Origin of the sequence: Bacillus sp. FSL K6-1000 (genome assembly GCF_038630785.1) — a bacterium.
GTDB lineage: Bacteria > Bacillota > Bacilli > Bacillales > Bacillaceae > Bacillus > Bacillus safensis.
This window is the reverse complement of the sequence record NZ_CP152042.1, coordinates 3083156-3106365: the sequence shown is the minus strand read 5'-3', so window position 1 is coordinate 3106365 and position 23210 is coordinate 3083156. Positions and strand designations below refer to the sequence as shown.

The following is a 23210-nucleotide window of genomic DNA, read 5'->3' as shown; positions in this document are numbered from 1 at the left end:
GGCAGATGGCGGTTTATTTGGTGAACATGATCATGGTCTATTTATGGTCGAGCTTTGCCGCATTTTACGGCAGACGTGATGATACCATTCAAAGCGGATGGCGGCCTAACAAGCTTCTTGTGTTTTTTCCGTTTTTGTTTCTTTGTATCGTGTCTGGTATTCGGTATAAAGTAGGAACCGATTTTGTCACATATGGACAGATGTATGAGTTCTCCATTAACTATGAAAAGCCTTGGCATATATTTGGATTCGGTGTGGATAAAGCCGCAACGGATCCAGGGTTTACGTTTATTTTATGGATGCTTAATCAACTGACTCATGATCCGCAAATCATGTATATCTCAGTCGGAGCCATTACTTATTTTTTTATTATCAAGACGCTTATTCAATATGGCCGTCCATTTGAGCTCAGTATGCTGCTTTTTCTTGGGACCTTTCATTATTATGCGTCATTTAATGGCATGCGTCAGTATATGGTGGCAGCGATTCTTTTTTATGCCATCCGGTTGGTGATCAATGGTCAGTGGAAATTGTATTTTCCTCTCGTCCTTGTATGTTCATTGTTTCATTCATCGGCTCTCATCATGATTCCTGTGTATTTTATTGTGAGGACAAAGGCTTGGTCTTGGATGATGCTGTTCTTATGCCTGATTTTCTTAGGCTTAACCGCGCTTTATGACCGTTTTGTCTCAGTGTTTGTCGTGATGCTGCAAGGAAGTTCATATGGTCATTACGAGGAATGGCTCACAACGAATACGAATGGAATGAATGTGACAAAAATCGGTGTCTTGATTTTGCCGCTTCTGCTCGCTTTCTTTTATCGAAAACGACTTCGTGAGCTGACACCTGAGAGTGATTACGTTGTGAATTTTTGTTTGCTTGGTTTCTTGTTTGGCATCCTTGCAACGAAAGATGTCATTTATGCAAGATTTCATATTTACTTTGGCTTGTATCAGCTCATTTTACTGCCATATTTCACACGCATTTTTGATCAGCGGTCTAATGTGTTTATGTATGTAGGGATTGCTGTTTGCTATATTCTGTACAGCATCATGCTGATGCCGTTCGATTCTTCGGTTTTGCCGTATAGAACGATATTTAATAAATAGATTTGAAGAAAGGTGGGGCATGCTGTAATGCCAGCTATCAGTCTATTGGTCGCAGTTTACAATACGAGTCAATATGTGGAGCAATGTCTTCAATCAATTGCAGATCAAAGCTTTTCCGATATAGAAGTCATTCTTATCAATGATGGATCGACCGACCGCAGCGGTGAATGGCTTGAAGCATTTGCTGAGCGTGATGAGCGTTTCCGGGTAATCCATCAATCCAATCAAGGGTTAGGCGCTGTGAGAAACCGGGGCATCGAGGAAGCGAAAGGGACGTACCTCGCCTTTGTGGATTCAGATGATATTCTCGCTCCTCATTACTGTGAAGCCATGTACGAAAAAGCCGAAATGACCGGGGCAGATCTTGTTGTGAGTGAATATTGGATTCAATTTGAACAGTCAAAGCGAACGATACCAACAACGCTGTTAGAGAAGCGGTCAGCCGAAAAAACGGATTTAATCAAAGCGTTATTACACGGAGACTTGACTGGATTCTCATGGAATAAGCTGTATCGGCGTGCCTTTATGGAAGAACATCACATTCGATTTCCGCTGCGGGGGGAGCTTGAGAACATTGAAGATCAATATGTGACGCTGCGCTGTTTTTCTTTATCACGCAGCATCGCTTTTGTTCATGAGCCCCTTTATTACTACAGGGTTCATCTGTCATCTATTGTGCAGCGATATCAGAAGCAGTATTTTCATCATGGACTGACCTATTATCATGCACAGCGCTCGTTTTTAAAAGAGCATGATGACATCTCTCTGTATGAGAAAGCATTAGACTTTTTTATCGTCAATCATACGCTTCATTGTATGCTCAACGAATGGAAGAGCCAAAATGACCTCTCTATTCAGGAAAAGCTTGATCACATGCGGGAAATGGTGACACACGATGCTTTCCAGCATGCCGTTAAACAAGTGGAACCATCGAAGCTCACAGTTCGAAAGCGTATGATTTTATTTCTTGCTAAGTGCCGATTGATTTATCCGCTTTCTGCTGCGGCTTCTAGCTATCAAAAATGGATCGAATATCAGACAAGGAAATAGGGGTGATGGGATTGACATTGCAGCAATTGAAGGCAAACGCCGCAGAGTGGCTGCTCTTAAAGGTCAAATATCCGCTTGAGTATAGACTGAGCCGCAAAAGACTGCCAGAGCTGAGTCATCAGAAGAAAATCATTCTCACGCTGCTGCCGGGACATGATAATTTGGGGGATCATGCGATTGCCTATGCGAGTTATTGTTTTTTAAAGAAACACTTTCCAGCCTATGACATCATAGAAGTGGACATGAAAGAGATCTATCGCCTCGCTCGTCCGCTAAAGCGCAGCCGGCACCCAGAAGACATCGTCTGTATGATCGGTGGGGGCAATATGGGTGATTTATACCGATACGAAGAATGGACGAGACAATTTATCATCAAGACCTTCAAGTCCTATCCTATGATCCAGCTGCCTGCTACTGCTCATTTTACAGAAACAAAGGAAGGGAAAAGGGAGGAGCGCCGCGCCATACACACGTATAAGCAGCACCCAAGACTGCTCCTCATGGCAAGAGATCAAACAACCTATGAATGGATGAAGCAGCATTTTCCTGATCAAGATGTGTGGAAACAGCCTGATATGGTGCTGTCATTAGACGAATCATCAAAGGATGAAACACGTGAAGGGGTTCTGCTTTGTCTGCGTGAGGATCAAGAAGCATATCTCACAAAGGAGGAGCGCCAGCAGCTGCAGCAGTATATCCAAGAGACATATGATCAAGTCGGTTTGATCACAACGACAATTGGCAGACGGGTCGATCGAACAACTCGCTTGGAGGAGTTAACGTCTTTGTGGACGGAGTTAAAACAAACGCAGGTCGTCGTGACAGATCGTCTGCATGGCATGATCTTTTGTGCGATCACTCATACACCGTGTGTTGTCCTTAGATCGTTTGATCATAAGGTGATGGAGGGATTTGAGTGGGTGGCTCACCTTCCGTTTATGACCCTTTTAAAAGAACCAAATGAGGCCGCTGTGAAAGAGGCCGTTCATCAGCTGATGAAAACAAGCGGTCAAAAGGGAGAGGAAGCTGGATGAGGGCTCTTAAACGCTGCGTGAAAGCACAATGAATCGAGCGTTTCTTTATAATGCCAGTGCGAACTTAATCACATTTGTCCTGATGATGCTCATGTCTGTTTGTTTAACACCTTATATTGTTCATACGCTTGGAGTGGAAGCATTCGGCTTAATCCATCTGACGCAAAATATGATCAACTATTTATCGGTCATTACCGCTTCGTTAAGTGCGGTTGTTGTGCGTTTTTTTTCTGTGGCGGCTCATAAAGGAGAGATGGAGAAGGCGCAGCGCTATCTCGCTTCCTATTTCGTCAGTTCGTTTTTACTATCTATTAGTCTCTTTTTGCTTTGTCTTTTCATATCTCATCAGCTGGTTGAGTGGCTTCATGTGCCCGATCATCTCGCAAAAGACACACAGACCGCCTTTATTTTAGGGGGTCTTTTATTTATGCTCAATTTCGTCATGTCTGGCATTGGGGCTGCACCGTTTTATGCGAATAAGCTCTATGTATCAAGTGTTGGACAGGCAATTCAAATGTTTCTGAGAGCACTGATGATTATCATCCTGTTTACATGGACGACACCAGCCATTTGGCATATTCCACTTGCGGCCGTCATTGGAAGCTTAGCGGCTATGGGAATCGGTATCTATTATTTTAAAAAACTCATCCCTTGGTTTTCGTTTAAGTGGCGGCATGTCTCATTATCGTCTAGTCTCACTCTTGTTCGATCAGGGGTCTGGCATTCATTTGAGCAAATGGGGATTTTGTTGTTTTTACAAATTGATTTATTGATGACCAACTTGCTCATTGGAGCTGAAGCGACAGGCAAATATGCGGCGATTTTACAGTTTCCATTATTATTACGCACACTGGCAGGAACACTGGCCGTTGTGTTTGCACCAACAATTACGAAATTTTATTCGAATCAGGACAAAGAGGGACTTATTCAATATGCTGCAAATGCTATTAAGTGGAGCGGCTTATTTGTTGCGTTCCCAGCCGCGCTTTTAGGAGGTCTCGCTGGTCCGCTCATGCTTCTATGGCTTGGCCCTGCTTTTGAGGAGCTGAAATGGCTTCTCATGATTCATGCGGCTTATTTATGTTTGACCTTGATGTTTTTACCGCTCACATATGTGCCAACCGTGTTTAATCGTTTTAAAGTTCCTGCGGTTGTCACCCTTATATTAGGTGTGTCTAATGTGCTTTTTGCCTATGGATTGACTCATATGCTGCAGCTCGGTTTATATGGCATTGCATCAGCGGGGGCAATGGTTTTATTGATCAAAAATATTGTGTTTCTGCCATTTTATACGGCTAGCATCACGAATCAGAAACGCACTATCTTTTACAAGCATACGCTGGTTCCGCTTGCAGGAGCGCTATTTATTTGGGGCGTCTGCGCAGGAATTCAAGCGGTATATAACGTGACTTCATGGTGGGAGCTGTTTTGTATTGGCGGGCTTTGTTTCATTCTCTATATGGGCTACTTGTATGTGTTTGCAGGAACGAAACGAGAGCGGATGCAGCTGATGCGTAAGGTAAAACATGCGGTCTCCCGCTAATATGAAAAGGAGATGCAATGATGAAAAGAATGATCGATGTGATGGTGGCATTGACGCTGCTCATCGCAGGCAGTTTTCTTTTTCTTCTCATCTATGGACTCATTAGATGGAAAATTGGAACGCCTGTGGTGTTTCGGCAGAAGCGGCCTGGTCTGTATGGTAGGCCTTTTATGCTCTATAAATTTCGGACAATGACCGATGAACGCGACGAACATGGGGAGCTGCTGCCAGATCATCTGCGTTTAACAAAAACCGGCGCCTTGATTCGAAAGCTTAGTCTTGATGAATTGCCGCAGCTTGTCAATGTACTCAAAGGAGAGCTCAGTCTCGTCGGGCCAAGACCGCTTTTGATGGAGTATTTGCCTATGTATACAGAAGAACAAGCAAGGCGTCATCTTGTAAAGCCCGGCATAACAGGATGGGCACAGGTGAACGGCCGAAACACGCTTTCCTGGGAGGAGAAATTCACCTATGACCTTTGGTATGTCGAGCATCAATCGTTTTGGCTCGATATGAAAATTCTATGGATGACCTTGCTGAAAGTCATGAAAACAGAGGGGGTGCAGCAGCCGGATCATGCCACAGCTGAAAAATTCAAAGGAACCGATATGTAAGAAGCAAACCATTGGTTTAATTGGGGCTGGAGGACATAGCAAAGTCATCCAAGATCTCATTTCTGCACATTCCGATTACTCATTATGTGCGGTGTTAGATGATCAATTTGAAGAAGTGGTCACTCAAAGCGGGATTTTGTATGGACCGATATACATGAGTGAGCAGCTGAGAAAGACCATGCCACATATGAAATGGCTGATTGCGATCGGACAAAATGAGATCAGACAGCTCATGAAGGAACGCCTCTCATTTGAAAACACAGCGTACGCCACACTCATTCATCCAGAGGCGGTCATAAGTCCGTCAGCTGTCATTGGAAGGGGGACTGTCGTGATGGCAAGGGCAGTGGTACAAGCAGATGCAGCCATCGGTGAGCATGCGATTATGAATACAGGATCTATCGTGGAGCATGACTGCATACTCGAATCGTTTGTGCACCTGTCACCAGGCGCGGTTCTGACTGGCGGTGTTTCCGTGCGGGAGGGTGCACATATTGGGGCAGGTGCCGTCGTGACACCGGGTACAACGATTGGAAGCTGGACGGTCATTGGCGCTGGAGCAGCAGTGACAAGAGATATACATGATCAGAAGGTTGCGGTAGGAATTCCTGCAATGGAAATCAAAGATCGGAAAGAAGGTGGAAAGTGATGAAAGAAAAGAAGCGAATTTACTTATCTCCTCCGCATATGAGCGGAAAAGAGTATCTCAAAATAGAGGAAGCCTTCAAGAGCAACTGGATTGCGCCGCTTGGACCGCTTGTGAATGAATTTGAGCAGAAAGTAGCGGACTATGCAGGAGTGAAGACAGGCGCGGCTTTATCCTCAGGAACAGCGGCGATTCACCTTGCTTTAAAGCTGATAGGTGTACAAAAAGAAGACATTGTCTTTTGTTCCACCCTCACGTTTGTTGCAACGGCAAATCCGATTTTATATGAACAAGCGTCGCCCGTTTTTATTGATTCTGAAAGGGAGACGTGGAATATGTGCCCGCTTGCTTTAGAGAAAGCCTTTGTTGAATCAAAACGTCTTGGTAAAAAACCTCGCGCGGTCATTGTCGTCCATTTATATGGGCAAAGTGCAAAAATGGACGAAATCATGGCTCTGTGTGAAGCATATGATGTACCCGTCATTGAGGATGCGGCTGAATCGTTAGGTGCGCTGTATAAAGGAAGGAAAAGCGGCTCAATGGGCAGGTTCGGTATCTATTCTTTTAATGGAAATAAAATCATTACAACATCAGGGGGCGGAATGCTTGTGAGTGATGATGAGGCTGCGATTGAACGATGCCGCTTTCTTGCGTCACAGGCCAGAGAACAAGCCATGCACTATGAGCATCAAGAGATGGGCTACAACTATCGTATGAGCAACCTCTTAGCAGGGGTCGGGATTGCTCAAATGGAAGTGTTGGACGAGCGTGTTGATCAAAAGCGCCGCATTTTCCAGCGTTATCAGGACGCTTTATCAGAAGCGGATGGTCTTCATTTGATGCCAGAATATCAAGAAACGAAATCCAACCGCTGGCTGACGGCATTGACCATTGATCGTGATACAAAATTGTCTCCAGCAGATATCATTCTTGCTTTAGAAAAAGAACAAATCGAAGCAAGGCATGTATGGAAGCCGCTACACCAGCAGCCGCTCTTTCGTCATTGCCCTTTTTATACTGCGGAAAAAGGGACGCCTGTATCCGAGCTGTTATTTGAGAGGGGGCTTTGTCTCCCGTCTGGAACGAGCATGACAGATGCAGATCAGGAGCGTATCATCCATATACTTCATGACATGCTGCGAGAAAAAACATTTACCTCTTCACAGGCTGCTCATTCGTAAGCAGCCTTCCTCTCTTTCTATCAAATTCCTCATTTTGTGGAATAATTAGGAATAAGTATTGTCATTTCGTTTCAAATATGATATTGACAAGGGCTCCCTTCCTCCTTAAAATGAAAATGATTATCAGCATCAATTAGGAGGAGCAACTTATGACTATTTGGAATTATTTCCCTAAAATTAAAATAAATACTGTGTTACCCTTCCTGCTTATTTTCTTTTTATTAGTAGGATGCTCTCAAACAAACAATGGAGCGGATGGAAACAAGGATCACCCTGACATGATCACTATGGCGTGGCCAAGAGATATTGGTGAAATGAATCCACACGTATACAACCCATCACAATTGTTTGCACAATCAATGATTTATGAGCCGTTGGTGAGCTATCAAAAGAATGGAAAGCTGAAACCAGAATTAGCGAAATCATGGGATGTTTCAAAGGATGGCAAGGTGTATACGTTCCATTTAAGAGACGGAGTAACATTCTCAGATGGCTCTGAATTTAATGCGGATATTGTTAAAAAGAACTTTGATACGATTTTAAAAAATAAAGATTTACATAGCTGGTTAGGTGTCATTAAGAAAATCAAAAAGACAGAAGCCGTTGATAAAAAGACATTTAAACTCACATTAACAGCACCATATTATCCAACTGTGCAAGAATTAGCCGTTGTTCGTCCAGTTCGTTTCTTAGGTGAAGCAGGCTTCCCTAAAAACGGAGATACGTCAAAAGGAATTGAAAAACCAGTGGGGACAGGCCCTTGGATTTTAAAAACATATAAGAAAGATGATTATGCTATTTTCGAACGAAACGATCATTATTGGGGAGAAAAACCAAAGGTAAAAGAAATCAAGGTAAAGGTTATCCCAGATGCGGAAACGAGAGTCATGGCATTTGAAAAAGGTGATGTGGATCTACTTTACGGAGAAGGAACCATTAGCCTTGATTCCTACAAACAGCTAGAGGCAAGCGGCAAGTATGAAACGAAAATGTCAGAGCCTGTTGCAACGAGACAGCTTGTCATGAACACAAAAGTGGATCAGCTTTCAGATGAGAAAGTGCGTCATGCCCTTCAATATGCCTTCAATAAAAAATCAATGGTAGAAGGGGTCACTTCTGGTTTAGAGGATGAAGCAGATCACATCTTGCCGACAAACATGCCGTATACGTCAAACATTCAGGTGAAGTCTTTCAAATATGATGTGGATAAAGCCAAAGCATTGCTGGATGAAGCGGGCTGGACACTTCCAAAAGGAAAATCCGTTCGTGAAAAAGATGGGAAAAAGCTTGAGTTCAGCATGATGTATGACTCGGCAGAATCGATTCAAAAAGCGATGGCAGAAACGCTGCAAGCAGAATGGGCAGCAGTTGGTGTCGGCGTCAAGCTTGAGGGTGTGGATTTGGCCACACAGGTTCAGCGCTTTAAAGCCAATAAGTTTGATATGAACTTCTTTAGCAACTACGGAGCGCCGTATGATCCGCATACGTTTATGAACGTTCTCTCATCAGATGGATTTGGATTCAAAGAAGCCATTTCAGCCTACCCAAATAAGGAAAAGCTGATCAAAGAAATGACGGAAATTCCATCAACAACAAATGAAAAGAAACGTAAAGCACTGTATTCGTCTGTCTTATCCTCTTTACAGGATCAAGGGGCAATTGTGCCAATCTCTTATTTTAAAAAGACAGCCGTTTATCAAAAAGCTGTGAAGGACTTTGAGTTCCCTGCGAATCGTGATGAACATCCTTTCACAGGCATTAAGCTGAAGTAACAGAAGGAAGGTAAGGAAATGGGCCGCTATATCGTCAAACGATTGCTATCAATTATTCCTGTATTTTTATTAGCCACACTGCTCACAACTGGTATGATTCACCTTTCGCCAGTTGACCCGGCTGAGGCATATTTAGCAGCGGCTCATATCCAGCCTACGGATGAAATATTAGCGCAAAAACGAAGTGAATTTGGCTTAGATGAGCCATTTTATATGCAGTATCTTCATACCATTGAAAAAGTCATTCATCTTGATTTCGGCCGGTCGTATATGTCCAATCAGCCTGTCGTTGATGAGGTGATGTATCGAATACCGGCAACGATTCAATTGGCACTGACCAGTCTGCTGATCGCTATTTGTGTCAGCATTCCGCTCGGCTTTTTCAGCGGCATGAGGAAAAATGGTGCCGTTGATCATGTGAGCCGGCTCATTTCTTTCTTAGGAGCATCTATCCCAACGTTTGTTTTGGGGTATTTGCTCATCTTCTTTTTTTCAGTGAAGCTCGACCTTTTACCAGTTGAAGGGGTCGGAACATGGGCGCATCTCATCCTGCCGTCGATCACACTGGCAGTCCCTTTAATTGCTACGTATACAAGGCTGTTACGTTCAAGTGTGAGTGAGGCGCTTCAAGAACCTTTCGTTCAATATGCGAGAATGAGAGGATTGAAGGAACAATCGATCATGTTCAAGCATGTGTTCAGAATTGCGATATCGCCGATGCTGACCGGACTTGGGGTGAACCTCGGCAAGCTGTTAACCGGAACCATTATTGTAGAGGCCGTTTTCTCATGGCCAGGGTTTGGCCGCTTTTTTATTGAAGCGATCTTTAACCGTGATTTGCCAGTCATTCAATTTTATGTCCTCATGTCAGCCTGTATTTTTATCTTGAGCAGCTTGATGGTTGACTTGATTCAATTGATCATTGACCCTCGTATTTCTAGAAAGGAAGGCCGCCAGCAATGATGACAAAAGTAAAACATCTCTTCTCTCATCAAAAGATGATCTCGATCTGCGCCCTGCTGCTCGGTCTCCTGCTGATTGTGACAATATGTGCGCCATGGATCGCTCCGCATGATCCGGCAGCTGTCAATCTAGCGATGAAGCTAAAGGGATCTTCATGGGAGTATCCGCTTGGAACAGATCAATTAGGGCGGTGCAATTTATCTCGTATTTTATATGGTGCGCGTGTTTCGCTCGGCTGTGCGTTATTAATCTTTCTTTCTTCGTTATTCATTGGTTTAATTGTCGGCCTGTTTTCAGGATACAAAGGCGGCTGGATTGATCATGTTTTGATGAGAATCTGTGACGGTGTCATGGCATTTCCAAACCTGGTGCTGATCCTTGGATTAGTCGGTATCTTCGGTCCGGGACTTTCTCAAGTCGTACTTGCCTTGATGCTTGTGCAATGGGTGTATTATGCCCGCGTCTTCCGTGGAATGGTGCTCAGTTTAAAAGAACAGAACTTTATTGCAGCTGCAAAAATCAGTGGTACCTCGCACTGGAATATCATGAGGAAGCACATGATCCCCAATGTCCTGCCGCCTTTAGCGGTCATTGGAACACTCGAAATGGGCTGGGCGATTATGGACATTTCTGCGATGTCTTTCCTCGGATTAGGGGTTCAGCCTCCTATGCCTGAATGGGGAGCAATGATTCATGAAGGGAAGTCGTATATTCAAACGAATCCACAGTTGATGCTGTATCCAGGTCTTGTGATCATGACTGTGGTGATTCTGTTTAATTTACTAGGAGAATCCCTTTCAGAGAAATATGGTATCAAACGCCGTGTGTAAAGGAATGATCAATGTGCAAGAGCCCATTTTACAAATAGAGAACCTGCATGTGCATACGAAAACACCTCAAGGGACAACTCCTCTTATTCAAGAAGTATCGTTTGAAGTAGAGCGCGGTCAAATCCTTGGATTAATTGGTGAGAGCGGCTGCGGGAAAACAGTGACAAGTATGTCGATCTTACGTATGCTTGATCGAAAAACAACTGAAGTCACTGGCAGTATCACATTACAGGGACGAGAATTGATCGGTATAAGTGAAAAGAATATGCGGTCCATTCGAGGCAAAGACATCTCATATATTATGCAAAATCCAATGAACAGCTTTACGCCGGTATGGACAATCGGCCATCAGCTGGTTGAAACCATCCGCCGGCATACTGCTGTTAGTAAAAAGCAGGCACGAGCACAGGCAATAGATGCATTAGCACAAATGAATCTGCCGCAGCCAGACGAACTGTTCAACAAATACCCCTTTGAATTAAGCGGAGGGATGCTGCAGCGTGTCATGATCGCCATGGCTGCCTGTATGCACCCGCCCCTCATCATTGCAGATGAGCCGACAACTGCTTTAGATGTACACAATCAGAAACGGGTGCTTCAGCATCTGAACCAAATTCGTCATGATTATGGAACGGCCATTTTACTCATTACCCACGATCTTGGTGTCATTGCTGAAATGGCAGATCGAGTTGTCGTCATGAAACAAGGAGAAATTGTGGAAAAGGCAGGAGTTCTTGAACTTTTTGAACAACCAAAGCATGATTATACAAAAAAACTATTAGCAGCTCGTCCATCCATCCCAGCTGTTTGCCCGATTTGAGGTGAGAAGGCCCTTGCATTTATTAGAAGTGAAAGCAGTCAGTCATGCATACAACAGCCGGTCGTTTCTAATGAGAAATAAAGGCGCAGCCCCTGTCTTGAAAAGCGTCGATTTGACAATTGAAGAAGGCACTTGCCTTGGACTGCTGGGACAAAGCGGTGCAGGAAAAAGTACACTTGGCCGCATCATACTTGGTTTAGAGAAACCAAGAGCTGGACAGGTTCTTTTTGAAGGTCAGGATGTTTATCGTGCAGATCAGCAAACACGTAAGCATTTTCGCCGGCATGTGCAAGCGGTATTTCAGGATTCCTATTCGGCGGTAAATCCAAGATGGACAGTTGAACAAATTTTATCTGAACCGCTTGAAAACTATGAAACCATGAGCCGAAAGGAACGTAAAAACGTGCTGATTCATTGGTTGGAAAGAGTCGGGCTCAGTGAAAAAGATTTGTCTAAATATCCGCACCAATTCAGCGGCGGCCAGCTGCAAAGGATCAACATTGCTAGAGCTTTATTGCTCCAGCCAAAGCTCATTGTACTTGATGAATCTGTCAGCAGCTTAGACATGGTCACACAGGCTGTCATTTTAGATTTATTAGTAGAATTAAAAAAGGAGCTGGGTGTGGCTTACTTATTTATTACACATGATATGACAGCAGCCTATCACTTAAGTGATCAATTGGCGATTCTTGATCAAGGAAAGCTTGTCGCCCAATTTCAATCAAAGGAAGAATTCTTTTCATCAGAAGAGGAAGCGGTGCGGAAAATGAGAGATGCAATGCTCGCAGACCATCCTTTGTCACGAACGATTGGCAGACCGGTTCGGTAAAGCTTTATTATCAACGCCTCTTTGAGAAGAGGCTATTTTTCATGAAAGGCAGGTGGCGTCGTGAACCATCGAGCGTATTTAGCTTTGGCCATTCCTTTAACGATTTCAACGATGACCACTCCTTTACTTGGAGCTGTTGATACAGCGGTTGTCGGTCAGCTCGCAAATCCTGCTTATATTGGAGGCGTTGCGGTCGGCAGTCTCATTTTCAGTACATTATATTGGCTGTTTGGTTTTTTGCGGGTAAGTACATCTGCTTTTGCCGCCCAGGCAAACGGGGCGCAGAATGAGGAGCAGGGTGTTCTTGCTTTTCTAAGACCTTTTTTCGTCGCCATCATCGTCGGACTTTGTTTTATTGCCCTGCAATGGCCGATTATTCAATCTGCTTTTCTAGTGATCTCTCCTGATGCTGATGTCCGTCAATTTGCCGCAGACTATTTTCATATTCGCATTTGGGGAGCGCCTTTTACTTTAATGAATTATGTCATATTGGGCTGGCTGATGGGGATGGCAAAAATGAAAGAAGCCCTTTCTTTACAAATCTTGATCAATGTCATGAATATGGCGCTTGCATTTCTGCTTGTTCATGTGTTTTCGTTTGCGGTCAAAGGAGTTGCGGCTGCGACATTGATGTCTGAACTAACCGCTTTTGTGTTAGGGGCATGGATCATCATGAAGCATTCGTCAAACGGATTCCAGATGCCTTCCATTAAGAAAATCATGGATACTCACGCAGTGCAGAAAATGTTTCATGTGAATAAAGATTTGTTTATCCGGACGATCTGTCTGCTAGTGGTCATCAACATGTTTACGGCAAAAGGGGCTTCTTTTGGTACGGAGCTGCTGGCAGCTAATGCTATCTTATTTCAAATTCACTACATCATGGCTTATTTGTTCGATGGTTTTGCCAATGCGTCCAGCATCCTTGTTGGGCGGTCAGTTGGTGCAAATGACCGTTCTCTTTATGAAAAAACTTTAACCCTTTCAAGGCAGTGGGCACTTGTTATGGCATGTGTCATTGCGGCGGTTTATTTTCTATTAAAAGAGCCGATATTGAGCCTGTTTACAAATCTCCCTCAGCTGCTTGACGTGACATTACGCTATGCGGACTGGCTTGTACTTTATCCGTTTGCGGCTTGTTTCGGTTTGGTCATTTACGGCGTATTTACAGGTGCGACAGAAATTGCCCCTGTTAGAAATTCGATGCTGTTTGCAATGATTTTGTTTATCGTCGTTCAAACCGTGGTCACGCCCATTTGGCACAATCATGGCCTATGGTTTGCCTTTATTATCTATACTGTAGGGCGGTCTGGCTTTTTAATGATGTATAAATCGAGGCTGGATCAGAAGCTTTTTGCATATGATAAACACCCTTTGTCATCTTGACAAAAGGGTGTTCTTTTTCGTTCATTCGCTTTCTTTTTTCACCTTTTGATAGGCTTCATCAAGATGCTGAATTCGCTTCAATACAACCGCATTTTTGGTCAGCTGGTCTTGAACAAGCGTTGACACCACTGAGCGGTAATAGGCATTCATCGCATGAACTTTGTCTTCATTTTGGTTCATGGCGATGTGCTGTTTCAAGTTGTCGACAAAGTATGGAACGGAAAAAAGTTCAGACATAGAAATCACTCCTATTTCGTATATACGGTCCGTCAATCTTCATGTAAAATGATGAGAGGGAGGGGAGACAATGAGCCTTAAACTGCAACAAGAACAGGTATTAAAGCAGGTGCTCACACAAGAACTCAGGCAGGCCATTACGCTGCTGCAGCTGAATTGCGCAGAGCTCGGCGAGTATCTTGACCAGTTAGCGCTTGAGAACCCTCTGATTGAGCGGAAAGACACGGACAGCTATCAACCAGTTTATCATAAAAAATCACAAGAACGAATGACAGAGCCGTATCGAACGCATCAAAAAGAAAGCCTGCAAATGTTTTTAAAAAGACAGGCGATTGATTTGAATTTAAGTGAAAAGAATCAAAGAATCTTTCATTTTATGATTGAGTCCATTGATTCCAATGGCTATCTAAATGAACCGATCGACGCAATGGCAGCTGTCTTAAAGGTGCCAGCTGAAGAAGTAGAAGCCATCCTTCATCAGCTGCAATCACTAGAGCCTGCCGGGATTGGCGCAAGATCATTGCAGGAATGCATTCTCCTTCAGCTGCGAAGAAAAAAGGAGCGCTGGTATGAAGCTGAGCTGATCATCGAAGAGCATTTCTTTCTTTTTGCCAGAAAGGCTTGGAAGGAAATTGCGGCGAAAACAGGTGTTTCAATGAAAACACTCCAAGCGGTACAAGATGAAGTGTCTCAGCTTGAACCAAGACCAGGCCTTCATTTCTCATCTGATGAAGAGCATGTGTATATCGAGCCTGATGTGACGATTACTGTGGTGCAGGATCACATCACATTTGAGCTAAATCAGCGCGCTTTTCCAGACGTTGAAATGAATGAAGGCTACTTCGCCATGATTCAAGACCAAAAGCGGCACGAAGCACACACGTATTTAAAGGAAAAAGAGCAGCAGTACAATTGGCTTGTCCAAGCGCTGAGGCAAAGAAAGCAAACGATGACTCATGTCGTTCGAGAGATTATCTCACATCAGACGGATTTTTTCCTAACAGGGAAACATAAAATGAAACCGCTTACTATGAAGCGGATCGCAGATATACTGCAAGTCCATGAGTCAACAGTCAGCCGTACTGTAAAAGGGAAAATGGTGCAAACCCCTTATGGTCTCATGGAAATGAAACAATTTTTCCAAGCAAAATTAGAAGGGCATTCGCTAGAAGAGGCGTCCAGCTACACAGTCAAAACGCATATTGCAGAGCTCATTCAAACGGAAAATAAGAAAAAGCCGTATTCAGATCAGCAAATCATGACGCTGCTTCAGCAAACCTTTGGCATCCGCGTGTCGCGCAGAACCATTGCAAAATATCGCGAACAAATGAATCTCCCAGCCTCAACGCTGAGGAAGCGCTACGATTAAAAAGAAGTACTTGCCAGAACATGGCACGTGCTTCTTTTTTTGTTGAAAGCAAGGCAGCCCGAAGATTTCTTGAAAATTAAAGAGGGGAGACGTGTGATCTGAAATTTTGGGGTAAAGTATAAGATAGGGCATGAGCCGATAGGGATAGACAACAGTGATGAGGTGAGACCAATTGAAATATAAACAAATCAAAACGAAAAAAATATATGAAGAAATTGCGGATGCATTAATTGAATCCATTCGTACAGGTGAGCTTCTTCCAGGGGAAAAATTAGATTCGGTTCAAGCGCTCTCAGAAAGCTTTCAAGTCAGCCGTTCCGCTGTAAGAGAGGCACTGTCTGCTCTTAAAGCGATCGGATTAATAGAGATGAAACAAGGGGAAGGCACGTATGTGAAGCAGTTCGATCCTGAGCAGCTCACATTTAGTCTGTCTCCTGCATTTTTAATGAAGCAGCATGATATCACGCAACTCCTTGAATTAAGAACCATTATTGAGACGGGTGCTGTCAAAAAGGCAGCGCTTTTGCGAACGGACGATGACCTTCATCAGCTGCGTGAGGCACTCGAACAAATGAAACTAGCAGAAGCGCATAAAGAAATTGGTGAAGAGGCAGACCTCTCCTTCCATCTCGCTTTAGCCAAAGCCTCAAAGAATGATTTATTAAAGGCGTTAATGAATCAGGTCTCCACCTTGCTGGTAGAAACAATGCGGGAAACGAGAAAAGTCGTCTTGTTTTCAAAGAAAGCCTCCATTCGGCAGCTTTACAAAGAACATGAACACATTTACAAAGCTGTTATGGCAAGACAGCCAGAAGAAGCAGAAAGAGCGATGCTCACGCATTTAAAAAATGTAGAAAAACTGCTGAGTGATGTGAGTCAAGAACCGGCAGGACAGTCAGAACCACAATAAGCTGTGCCGAATGAGGGCACAGCTCTATTATGAACGAGAAATATGCAGTTTCTTCATGCGATATTGCAGACTTTGCCTGCTCATGCCCAATATCTTTGCAGTCTGTGAAATATTATCGTCCATTTTTTCTAAGTAATGGACGATGTATTGTTTTTCGAATCGTTCCATTTGGGTTTGAAAATCAGTCGTATGTTCTGGGCTTGTATAAATAAACGTGTCAGCTGCTGCGGTATGCTGCAAAGGATTCGTCTGTAATTGCGCTGCAGGACGGCCTTCCCTATGTTTAAATCTAAAATGATATGGAAGGTGATGCATGCTTAAGTAATCCTCATCCATCATCATATTCATCCCCGCTTCAATCACATGCTCCAGTTCCCGTACATTCCCCGGCCAATCATACGCTTGAAAAAGGGCTAGTACCTCTTCATCAGCCGCCTTCACCTCCATTTGAAACAGCTCATTATATTTTTGAATAAAATGACTGACAAACGTAGGAATATCTTCTTTTCGCTCAGAAAGCGGCGGAATAAATAAGGTGACAATACCTAGCCGATAAAATAAATCCTTGCGCATGCGTCCGCCTGCGATCGCATCTACAGGGTCCTCATTCATATTGGCAATGACTCTTACATCAACGGCGATTTCTTTTGTGCTGCCTAACCTTCTCACCCGCTTCTCCTGTAATACGCGCAGCAGTTTTGCTTGAAGACCAGGATTCAATGAGTTGATCTCATCAAGCAGAAGTGTACCACCCTGCGCCTGTTCAAATAAACCGGGCTGATCAGTTGCGCCGGTAAAAGCCCCTTTTTGTGTACCAAAGAGCAGACTTTCAATGAGATTATCAGGCAGTGCCGCGCAATTCTGGGTAATAAATGGTCCAGATGACCGGCTGCTGCCGTTATGAATGCTTTGAGCAAATAGTTCTTTTCCTGTTCCTGTTTCTCCCACAATGAGCACATAGGAAGAGGTGCGTGTTGCTCGTTTTGCATGCTCAATCACCTCTAAAAACGCAGGGCTTTGTCCAATAATGGAATCAAAGGTAAAGCGTGTGCTTCCTTTTTTCTTCATATTGTGGTGAATCAGCCGTTCCAGCTTGGTCACATCATTCGAAATTTCAACCGCTCCTTGGATGAGGCCATCTCGAACGAGCGGGTATGTATGATTAATCGTTGTGATTTCTTTTCCATTGTAATTATGATACGTCTGCTTTGCATGAACGGTTTGTTTCCCAGTGCGCAGCGCTTGGACGAGCGTACTGTGCATTTCGTCTTGGAAGACGAAGAGGTCTAATACATTTTTATGGAGAACATCAGAGCGTTTCAAAGACTCAATCTCCATCATTTTTTTATTATAAACAACAGTATTGCCATTCTCGTCAATTGCATGAACCCCGACATCTATTAAATCGAGCATTTGCTTATACAGATCAATCTCATTTGCCAGCTTTGCAGTATACGAATCTTCTTTCATTGCGGCACCTCCAGACGTTACCTCTATTTTACATGAAAAATTTTGCGGTTTCCTCTAAAAAAATTTGCAGGTGCAAATATATTTTGCATGAATAGCCTTTACAATCAGCGCCATGATGCAGGCAGAAAGTTGGCACAATCCTTGCATATCATATGTGTGTAGATGAACCTAATTTGAAAAAGGCTAGCTTATAGAAGGAGGAATAGACGATGACACAGACAAATGAATTGATTCAACAAACGGAACAATACGGTGCGGCAAACTATCATCCGCTGCCAATTGTGATTTCAGAGGCTGAAGGAGTTTGGGTGACAGACCCTGAAGGCAATCGATATATGGATATGCTGAGTGCGTATTCCGCAGTGAACCAAGGCCATCGCCATCCCCGCATTATTGAGGCGCTCAAAAAACAGGCAGACCGTGTGACACTGACTTCAAGAGCTTTTCACAATGATCAGCTTGGACCATGGTATGAGAAAATTTGTCAACTGACGAATAAAGAGATGGCACTCCCTATGAATACTGGAGCTGAGGCTGTAGAAACAGCTGTAAAAGCAGCACGACGCTGGGGCTATGACGTCAAGGGAATCGAAGACAATCGCGCAGAAATCATTGCGTGCGTCGGAAATTTCCATGGCAGAACGATGACGGCTGTTTCCCTTTCTTCTGAAGCAGAATATCAAAGAGGTTTCGGTCCAATGCTTCCAGGCATCAAACTGATTCCTTACGGAGATATTGAAGCGTTACGTGAAGCCATCACACCACAAACAGCGGCTTTTCTGATTGAGCCTATTCAAGGGGAAGCGGGAATTGTCATGCCGCCAGAGGGCTTCTTGAAGGAAGCGAAGGCGCTTTGTGAACAGGAACATGTGCTGTTCATTGCAGATGAAATTCAGGTCGGATTAGCGCGAACAGGCAAGATGTTTGCATGCGACTGGGAAGACATTGAGCCAGATATGCTGATTCTTGGGAAAGCTTTAGGCGGCGGTGTATTCCCAATCTCGTGTGTAGTAGCAAACCGCGATATATTAGGCGTGTTTAACCCTGGGTCTCACGGCTCTACCTTTGGCGGCAATCCTCTTGCGTGTGCGGTGTCGCTGGCTGCACTAGATGTCTTAATCGACGAAAACCTTGCAGCGCGTTCTATGGAGCTTGGCGAATACTTAAAAGACAAACTGTCTCGCATTCAAAGTCCTGTTATCAAGGAAGTGCGCGGCCGCGGATTATTTATCGGCATGGAGCTGACAGAGGCTGCGAGACCTTATTGTGAGAAGCTGAAACAAGCAGGACTGTTATGTAAGGAAACCCATGAGACCGTCATCCGCTTTGCACCGCCTCTCACTATTTCTAAAGAAGATTTAGACTGGGCGATTGGTCATATTGAAGCATTATTTCAAGCATAAATGTCAAAGGGGGAGAACCATCACTTTCTCCCTTTCTCTTTCCACGAACAGCGAATTTTGTCAAAGGATGATGAATAGAAGAGTGAAAGTGGGGAAGCGGATTTGAAGCAAGAACAGCATAATGAACTAGAACGTTCCATGAAAAGCAGGCATCTCTTTATGATTGCCTTAGGCGGCGTCATTGGTACTGGTCTTTTCCTTGGATCAGGACTCATTATCCATCAGGCTGGACCTGGGGGAGCCATTCTCTCCTTTATCATTGGCGGATTGTTAATGTATTTGGTGATGCTCTGTCTTGGAGAATTAGCAGTGGCGATGCCGACAGCGGGTTCCTTTCAAGAGTATGCAACCAAATATATAGGCCCGTCCACAGGCTTTATGATCGGCTGGCTTTATTGGTTTAGCTGGGCATGTACAATTGGACTGGAGTTTACGTCAGCAGGCATTTTGCTCCAAAGGTGGTTCCCGGATATCCCTGTTTGGCTGTGGTGTCTTGCATTTAGTGTGATTTTATTTGCCGTGAATGCCATCTCAGCTCGCAGCTTCGCTGAAACCGAGTTTTGGTTTTCAGCCATTAAGGTCGCTGCCATCCTATTATTTATTATCATTGGAATTGGCGCAATTTTCGGAATGATTCATCTGAAAGATGGAGAACCAGCCCCTCTATTTCGTCATTTGACGGATCATGGCGGACTATTTCCTAACGGTGTTTTTGCTATTTTATTAACCATGGTCACGGTCAATTTCTCCTTTCAAGGAACAGAACTTGTAGGGATTGCAGCAGGAGAGAGTGAAAGCCCTGAAAAAACATTGCCGCGATCTATACGAAATATTATTTGGAGAACGATGGTCTTCTTCGTTTTATCCATTGCGGTTCTGGCCGCTCTTCTTCCGTGGCAGACAGCAGGCACCGTTGACAGTCCGTTTGTCGTCGTGCTGGACAAGGTCGGCATACCATATGCTGCAGATATCATGAATTTTATCATCATCACAGCCGTCTTATCTGTAGCAAACTCTGGGTTATATGCATCATCGCGTATGCTCTGGGCGCTTTCGAAAGACGGAAAAGGACCCGACTTTACGAAAAAACTGTCCAAGCGTAAAATTCCGATCAATGCATTATTGGTGACAATGGGTGTATCTGCACTATCTCTTCTTACAAGTGTTGTAGCACCAAAAACGGTGTATGTATGGCTCATTTCTATTTCTGGTATGGTCCTTGTTGTGGTGTGGATGTCCATTTGCTTGTCTCAGTATTTCTTTAGAAAACAATTCATAAAGGAGGGCGGAGATGTAAAGGATCTCGTCTTCCGAACACCGCTCTATCCATTTGTTCCATTAGCAGGCTTTATCGCATTTGGCATCGTCCTCATCAGCTTATTTTTTATCGAGGATCAGCGGATCGGCCTTTATTGCGGAATCCCGTTCATGGCCGCCTGCTACATCATTTATTATCTTAAAATCAAACCGAAGGAAGAGGCAAAACAGTTTGGAACCATCACAAAAACATAAGCAGGTCCTGAAAAAAATGTGCATGCTGATATCACCAGCATGCACATTTTCAATCGTCTATTCATTCTATATAAAGGGAAATAAATATTTTGAAAAGAAATATCATCGCAAGAACCTTGATGACAAGCAGGCTTTCGGTGAAAATGTGTCTATTTTTTGTCTAAATGTGTTTCTAAGAGTTGAAAATGCAAGATTATCCTGTTAAAATAATTAAAGAAAGCAGGGATTGATTTTTTTTGGCTGTGGCGGGACGTTTTTTGTCACAGTGGGACGTTTTTAGTCCAACGTGAAAAGAAAGGGTCGTTAGCCATGAATCGTTTATTGGAAGCTCAAAAAAAATTATTGCCAGATCTTCTCATTGTTATGCAAAAACGCTACGACATTTTGCAGTACATCAGATTAGCTGAACCAATTGGCCGCAGAAGTCTTGCGACGAGTCTTGGTCTCAGTGAGCGTATCTTACGTGCTGAAGTTCAGTTTTTAAAAGAACAAAATCTGCTGGATGTCAAAACGAGCGGCATGATGCTGACGAGTGAGGGTCACGCTTTGCTTGAAATGCTTGAAGGAATGATGAAGGACGTTTTAGGTTTAACCTTTTTGGAAAATACATTAAAGAGAAAGTTAGGCCTGGAAGAAGTCATTATCGTTTCTGGTGACAGTGACGAATCCCCGTGGGTGAAGCAAGAAATGGGAAGAGCTGCTGTCCAATGTATGAAAAAAAGGTTTACTGGAAATAATATCGTCGCCGTCACTGGCGGAACGACGATGGAAGCCGTTGCCGAAATGATGACCCCTGATGCCAAAAACCGCGATATGATGTTTGTCCCTGCTAGAGGCGGTCTTGGGGAGAATGTAAAAAATCAGGCAAACACCATTTGTGCCCACATGGCTGAAAAAGCTTCCGGTACTTACAAACTGCTGTTTGTTCCAGGACAGCTGTCAGAAGGTGCATACTCTTCCATTATTGAAGAGCCGTCCGTCAAAGAAGTGCTTCAAACGATTAAATCGTCCACGATGCTCATTCATGGTATTGGTGAAGCAAAAACAATGGCGATGAGACGAAATACACCAGCTGAAGATTTAAAAAAGATTGATGAGCATGACGCAGTGACAGAGGCCTTTGGCTATTACTTTAATCGTGATGGTGAGGTCGTACACAAAGTGCACTCCGTCGGCATGCAGCTAGATGATCTAGAAAGCATTCCACACATCATTGCTGTTGCAGGTGGATCATCAAAGGCGGGGGCGATTGAAGCTTATTTCAAAAAACCACGCCGAACGGTTCTCGTCACAGACGAAGGAGCCGCAAAAGAGTTATTAAGGGAGTCAATTGATCCCTCAATATAAAACATTGTGACCTATAAAAGGAGGAAACATCATGGCAGTAAAAGTCGGTATTAACGGATTTGGACGTATTGGACGTAACGTATTTCGTGCAGCATTAAATAATCCTGAAGTTGAGGTAGTAGCGGTTAACGATCTAACAGATGCTAACATGCTTGCACACCTTTTACAATATGACTCTGTTCACGGAAAACTAGATGCAGAGGTTTCTGTAGACGGTACAAACTTAGTAGTGAACGGTAAAACAATCGAAGTATCAGCTGAGCGTGACCCTGCGAAATTAAGCTGGGGTAAACAAGGCGTAGAAATCGTTGTTGAATCTACTGGATTCTTCACAAAACGTGCAGACGCTGCGAAACACTTAGAAGCTGGCGCTAAAAAAGTCATCATCTCTGCTCCTGCTAACGAAGAAGATATCACAATCGTTATGGGTGTAAACGAAGACAAATACGATGCAGCTAGCCACGATGTCATCTCTAATGCATCTTGTACGACAAACTGCTTAGCACCATTTGCAAAAGTACTTAACGATAAATTTGGTATCAAACGCGGTATGATGACAACTGTTCACTCATACACAAATGACCAACAAATTCTTGACCTTCCGCACAAAGACTACCGTCGTGCTCGTGCAGCTGCGGAAAACATCATCCCAACTTCTACAGGTGCTGCGAAAGCTGTTTCACTTGTATTGCCTGAACTTAAAGGTAAATTAAACGGTGGCGCTATGCGTGTTCCAACACCTAACGTTTCTTTAGTTGACCTTGTTGCTGAATTAAACCAAGATGTAACAGCTGAAGACGTAAATGCAGCACTTAAAGAAGCAGCTGAAGGAGAACTTAAAGGAATCCTTGGCTACAGCGAAGAGCCATTAGTATCTGGTGACTACAATGGTAATGCAAACTCTTCAACAATCGATGCTCTTTCTACAATGGTGATGGAAGGCAGCATGGTGAAAGTGATCTCTTGGTACGATAACGAGAGTGGATATTCTCACCGCGTTGTTGACCTTGCAGCTTACATTGCAAAACAAGGTCTTTAATTTCTCACACTGAAGGAACTCACTTGGTTCTTTCCTAGAGACACGATATAATGAAGACGGACAAGGGAAGGGGAAGCATCCCTTTCCCTTTTTCTCTGTTTTTATCCGTTCTGCACGATTTCTCGTTTTGATGAGGGCAAAATGGG

21 protein-coding genes are annotated in these 23210 nt (G+C 43.8%); 19 read left to right on the top strand and 2 right to left on the bottom strand.

The features are described from left to right. Positions 1–5 precede the first annotated feature (5 nt). The 13 genes from MHI46_RS16230 (at position 6) to MHI46_RS16170 (ending at position 13777) form a co-directional block, all read left to right on the top strand. Positions 6–1109, top strand: a complete 1104-nt coding sequence (locus tag MHI46_RS16230) for an EpsG family protein (protein WP_059376647.1) — start codon at positions 6–8, stop codon at positions 1107–1109. Positions 1110–1136: 27 nt separating this feature from the next. Then, positions 1137–2159 carry a glycosyltransferase gene (locus MHI46_RS16225; RefSeq protein WP_059376648.1) on the top strand — a complete coding sequence of 341 codons (1023 nt, stop codon included), beginning with the start codon at positions 1137–1139 and terminating at the stop codon, positions 2157–2159. A gap of 11 nt (positions 2160–2170) precedes the next feature. Beyond that, positions 2171–3193 carry a polysaccharide pyruvyl transferase family protein gene (locus MHI46_RS16220; RefSeq protein ID WP_342503264.1) on the top strand — a complete coding sequence of 341 codons (1023 nt, stop codon included), beginning with the start codon at positions 2171–2173 and terminating at the stop codon, positions 3191–3193. Between the two features lie 28 nt (positions 3194–3221). Then, positions 3222–4736 (top strand): MATE family efflux transporter, encoded by a 1515-nt coding sequence (locus tag MHI46_RS16215; RefSeq protein ID WP_059376651.1) that lies wholly within the window; start codon positions 3222–3224, stop codon positions 4734–4736. Between the two features lie 20 nt (positions 4737–4756). Beyond that, a complete protein-coding gene (locus MHI46_RS16210) occupies positions 4757–5350 on the top strand; it encodes a sugar transferase (protein WP_059376661.1) in 594 nt (197 codons plus the stop codon). Next, a complete protein-coding gene (locus MHI46_RS16205; RefSeq protein ID WP_059376652.1) occupies positions 5313–5999 on the top strand; it encodes an acetyltransferase in 687 nt (228 codons plus the stop codon). Before MHI46_RS16210 ends, MHI46_RS16205 begins: the two co-directional genes overlap by 38 nt. Continuing rightward, on the top strand, positions 5999–7177 hold the full coding sequence (locus MHI46_RS16200; RefSeq protein ID WP_099663678.1) for a DegT/DnrJ/EryC1/StrS family aminotransferase: 1179 nt from the start codon (positions 5999–6001) through the stop codon (positions 7175–7177). Before MHI46_RS16205 ends, MHI46_RS16200 begins: the two co-directional genes overlap by 1 nt. A 149-nt stretch (positions 7178–7326) precedes the next feature. Next, the gene (gene nikA / locus MHI46_RS16195; RefSeq protein ID WP_342502949.1) at positions 7327–8949 is read left to right on the top strand and encodes a nickel ABC transporter substrate-binding protein; all 1623 of its coding nucleotides are present in this window, start codon (positions 7327–7329) and stop codon (positions 8947–8949) included. A gap of 18 nt (positions 8950–8967) precedes the next feature. Continuing rightward, positions 8968–9912: a nickel ABC transporter permease subunit NikB gene (gene nikB, locus MHI46_RS16190; RefSeq protein ID WP_039181545.1), complete on the top strand. Its 945-nt coding sequence runs from the start codon at positions 8968–8970 to the stop codon at positions 9910–9912. Continuing rightward, positions 9909–10742 carry a nickel ABC transporter permease subunit NikC gene (gene nikC / locus MHI46_RS16185; protein ID WP_342502948.1) on the top strand — a complete coding sequence of 278 codons (834 nt, stop codon included), beginning with the start codon at positions 9909–9911 and terminating at the stop codon, positions 10740–10742. The genes nikB and nikC overlap by 4 nt, the downstream gene beginning before the upstream one ends. A 4-nt stretch (positions 10743–10746) precedes the next feature. Beyond that, positions 10747–11562 (top strand): nickel import ATP-binding protein NikD, encoded by an 816-nt coding sequence (gene nikD / locus MHI46_RS16180; RefSeq protein ID WP_342502947.1) that lies wholly within the window; start codon positions 10747–10749, stop codon positions 11560–11562. A 13-nt stretch (positions 11563–11575) separates the two neighbouring features. Beyond that, positions 11576–12391 carry a nickel import ATP-binding protein NikE gene (gene nikE / locus MHI46_RS16175; protein WP_342502946.1) on the top strand — a complete coding sequence of 272 codons (816 nt, stop codon included), beginning with the start codon at positions 11576–11578 and terminating at the stop codon, positions 12389–12391. 60 nt (positions 12392–12451) lie between these two features. Next, entirely contained in the window at positions 12452–13777 is a 1326-nt protein-coding gene (locus MHI46_RS16170; protein ID WP_039181536.1) for an MATE family efflux transporter, read from the top strand. 21 nt (positions 13778–13798) lie between these two features. Here the strand turns inward: MHI46_RS16170 and yvfG are convergent, their stop codons facing one another. Next, complete coding sequence (yvfG, locus tag MHI46_RS16165; RefSeq protein ID WP_024423509.1) at positions 13799–14014, bottom strand: protein YvfG; 216 nt, start codon at positions 14012–14014, stop codon at positions 13799–13801. 70 nt (positions 14015–14084) lie between these two features. On the opposite strand from yvfG, the gene rpoN reads away from it, so the two are divergent. Beyond that, a complete protein-coding gene (rpoN, locus tag MHI46_RS16160; RefSeq protein WP_342502945.1) occupies positions 14085–15383 on the top strand; it encodes an RNA polymerase factor sigma-54 in 1299 nt (432 codons plus the stop codon). A 172-nt stretch (positions 15384–15555) separates the two neighbouring features. Continuing rightward, positions 15556–16293, top strand: a complete 738-nt coding sequence (locus tag MHI46_RS16155) for a FadR/GntR family transcriptional regulator (protein WP_039181531.1) — start codon at positions 15556–15558, stop codon at positions 16291–16293. Between the two features lie 27 nt (positions 16294–16320). Here MHI46_RS16155 and MHI46_RS16150 read toward each other — a convergent pair whose 3' ends face one another. Further along, on the bottom strand, positions 16321–17763 hold the full coding sequence (locus tag MHI46_RS16150) for a sigma 54-interacting transcriptional regulator (protein ID WP_342502944.1): 1443 nt from the start codon (positions 17761–17763) through the stop codon (positions 16321–16323). A 209-nt stretch (positions 17764–17972) separates the two neighbouring features. Here MHI46_RS16150 and MHI46_RS16145 point away from each other — a divergent pair, with 209 nt between their 5' ends. From MHI46_RS16145 to gap, 4 genes are all read left to right on the top strand, one after another. Next, positions 17973–19166: an ornithine--oxo-acid transaminase gene (locus tag MHI46_RS16145; protein ID WP_039181526.1), complete on the top strand. Its 1194-nt coding sequence runs from the start codon at positions 17973–17975 to the stop codon at positions 19164–19166. 138 nt (positions 19167–19304) lie between these two features. After that, on the top strand, positions 19305–20678 hold the full coding sequence (locus tag MHI46_RS16140; protein ID WP_047203010.1) for an amino acid permease: 1374 nt from the start codon (positions 19305–19307) through the stop codon (positions 20676–20678). Between the two features lie 309 nt (positions 20679–20987). Next, a complete protein-coding gene (locus MHI46_RS16135; protein WP_039181517.1) occupies positions 20988–22025 on the top strand; it encodes a sugar-binding transcriptional regulator in 1038 nt (345 codons plus the stop codon). A gap of 31 nt (positions 22026–22056) precedes the next feature. Further along, positions 22057–23064 (top strand): type I glyceraldehyde-3-phosphate dehydrogenase, encoded by a 1008-nt coding sequence (gap, locus tag MHI46_RS16130; RefSeq protein WP_007500174.1) that lies wholly within the window; start codon positions 22057–22059, stop codon positions 23062–23064. Positions 23065–23210 lie beyond the last annotated feature (146 nt).

Bases quoted from the DNA above. Each gene is read 5' to 3' on its own strand.
- MHI46_RS16230 (WP_059376647.1), top strand. From the start codon at position 6: ATGGCGGTTTATTTGGTGAACATGATCATGGTCTATTTATGGTCGAGC.
- MHI46_RS16225 (WP_059376648.1), top strand. From the start codon at position 1,137: ATGCCAGCTATCAGTCTATTGGTCGCAGTTTACAATACGAGTCAATAT.
- MHI46_RS16215 (WP_059376651.1), top strand. From the start codon at position 3,222: ATGAATCGAGCGTTTCTTTATAATGCCAGTGCGAACTTAATCACATTT.
- MHI46_RS16210 (WP_059376661.1), top strand. From the start codon at position 4,757: ATGAAAAGAATGATCGATGTGATGGTGGCATTGACGCTGCTCATCGCA.
- MHI46_RS16205 (WP_059376652.1), top strand. From the start codon at position 5,313: ATGCCACAGCTGAAAAATTCAAAGGAACCGATATGTAAGAAGCAAACC.
- MHI46_RS16200 (WP_099663678.1), top strand. From the start codon at position 5,999: ATGAAAGAAAAGAAGCGAATTTACTTATCTCCTCCGCATATGAGCGGA.
- nikA (WP_342502949.1), top strand. From the start codon at position 7,327: ATGACTATTTGGAATTATTTCCCTAAAATTAAAATAAATACTGTGTTA.
- nikB (WP_039181545.1), top strand. From the start codon at position 8,968: ATGGGCCGCTATATCGTCAAACGATTGCTATCAATTATTCCTGTATTT.
- nikC (WP_342502948.1), top strand. From the start codon at position 9,909: ATGATGACAAAAGTAAAACATCTCTTCTCTCATCAAAAGATGATCTCG.
- nikD (WP_342502947.1), top strand. From the start codon at position 10,747: ATGATCAATGTGCAAGAGCCCATTTTACAAATAGAGAACCTGCATGTG.
- yvfG (WP_024423509.1), bottom strand. From the start codon at position 14,014: ATGTCTGAACTTTTTTCCGTTCCATACTTTGTCGACAACTTGAAACAG.
- rpoN (WP_342502945.1), top strand. From the start codon at position 14,085: ATGAGCCTTAAACTGCAACAAGAACAGGTATTAAAGCAGGTGCTCACA.
- MHI46_RS16150 (WP_342502944.1), bottom strand. From the start codon at position 17,763: ATGAAAGAAGATTCGTATACTGCAAAGCTGGCAAATGAGATTGATCTG.
- MHI46_RS16145 (WP_039181526.1), top strand. From the start codon at position 17,973: ATGACACAGACAAATGAATTGATTCAACAAACGGAACAATACGGTGCG.
- MHI46_RS16140 (WP_047203010.1), top strand. From the start codon at position 19,305: ATGAAAAGCAGGCATCTCTTTATGATTGCCTTAGGCGGCGTCATTGGT.
- MHI46_RS16135 (WP_039181517.1), top strand. From the start codon at position 20,988: ATGAATCGTTTATTGGAAGCTCAAAAAAAATTATTGCCAGATCTTCTC.
- gap (WP_007500174.1), top strand. From the start codon at position 22,057: ATGGCAGTAAAAGTCGGTATTAACGGATTTGGACGTATTGGACGTAAC.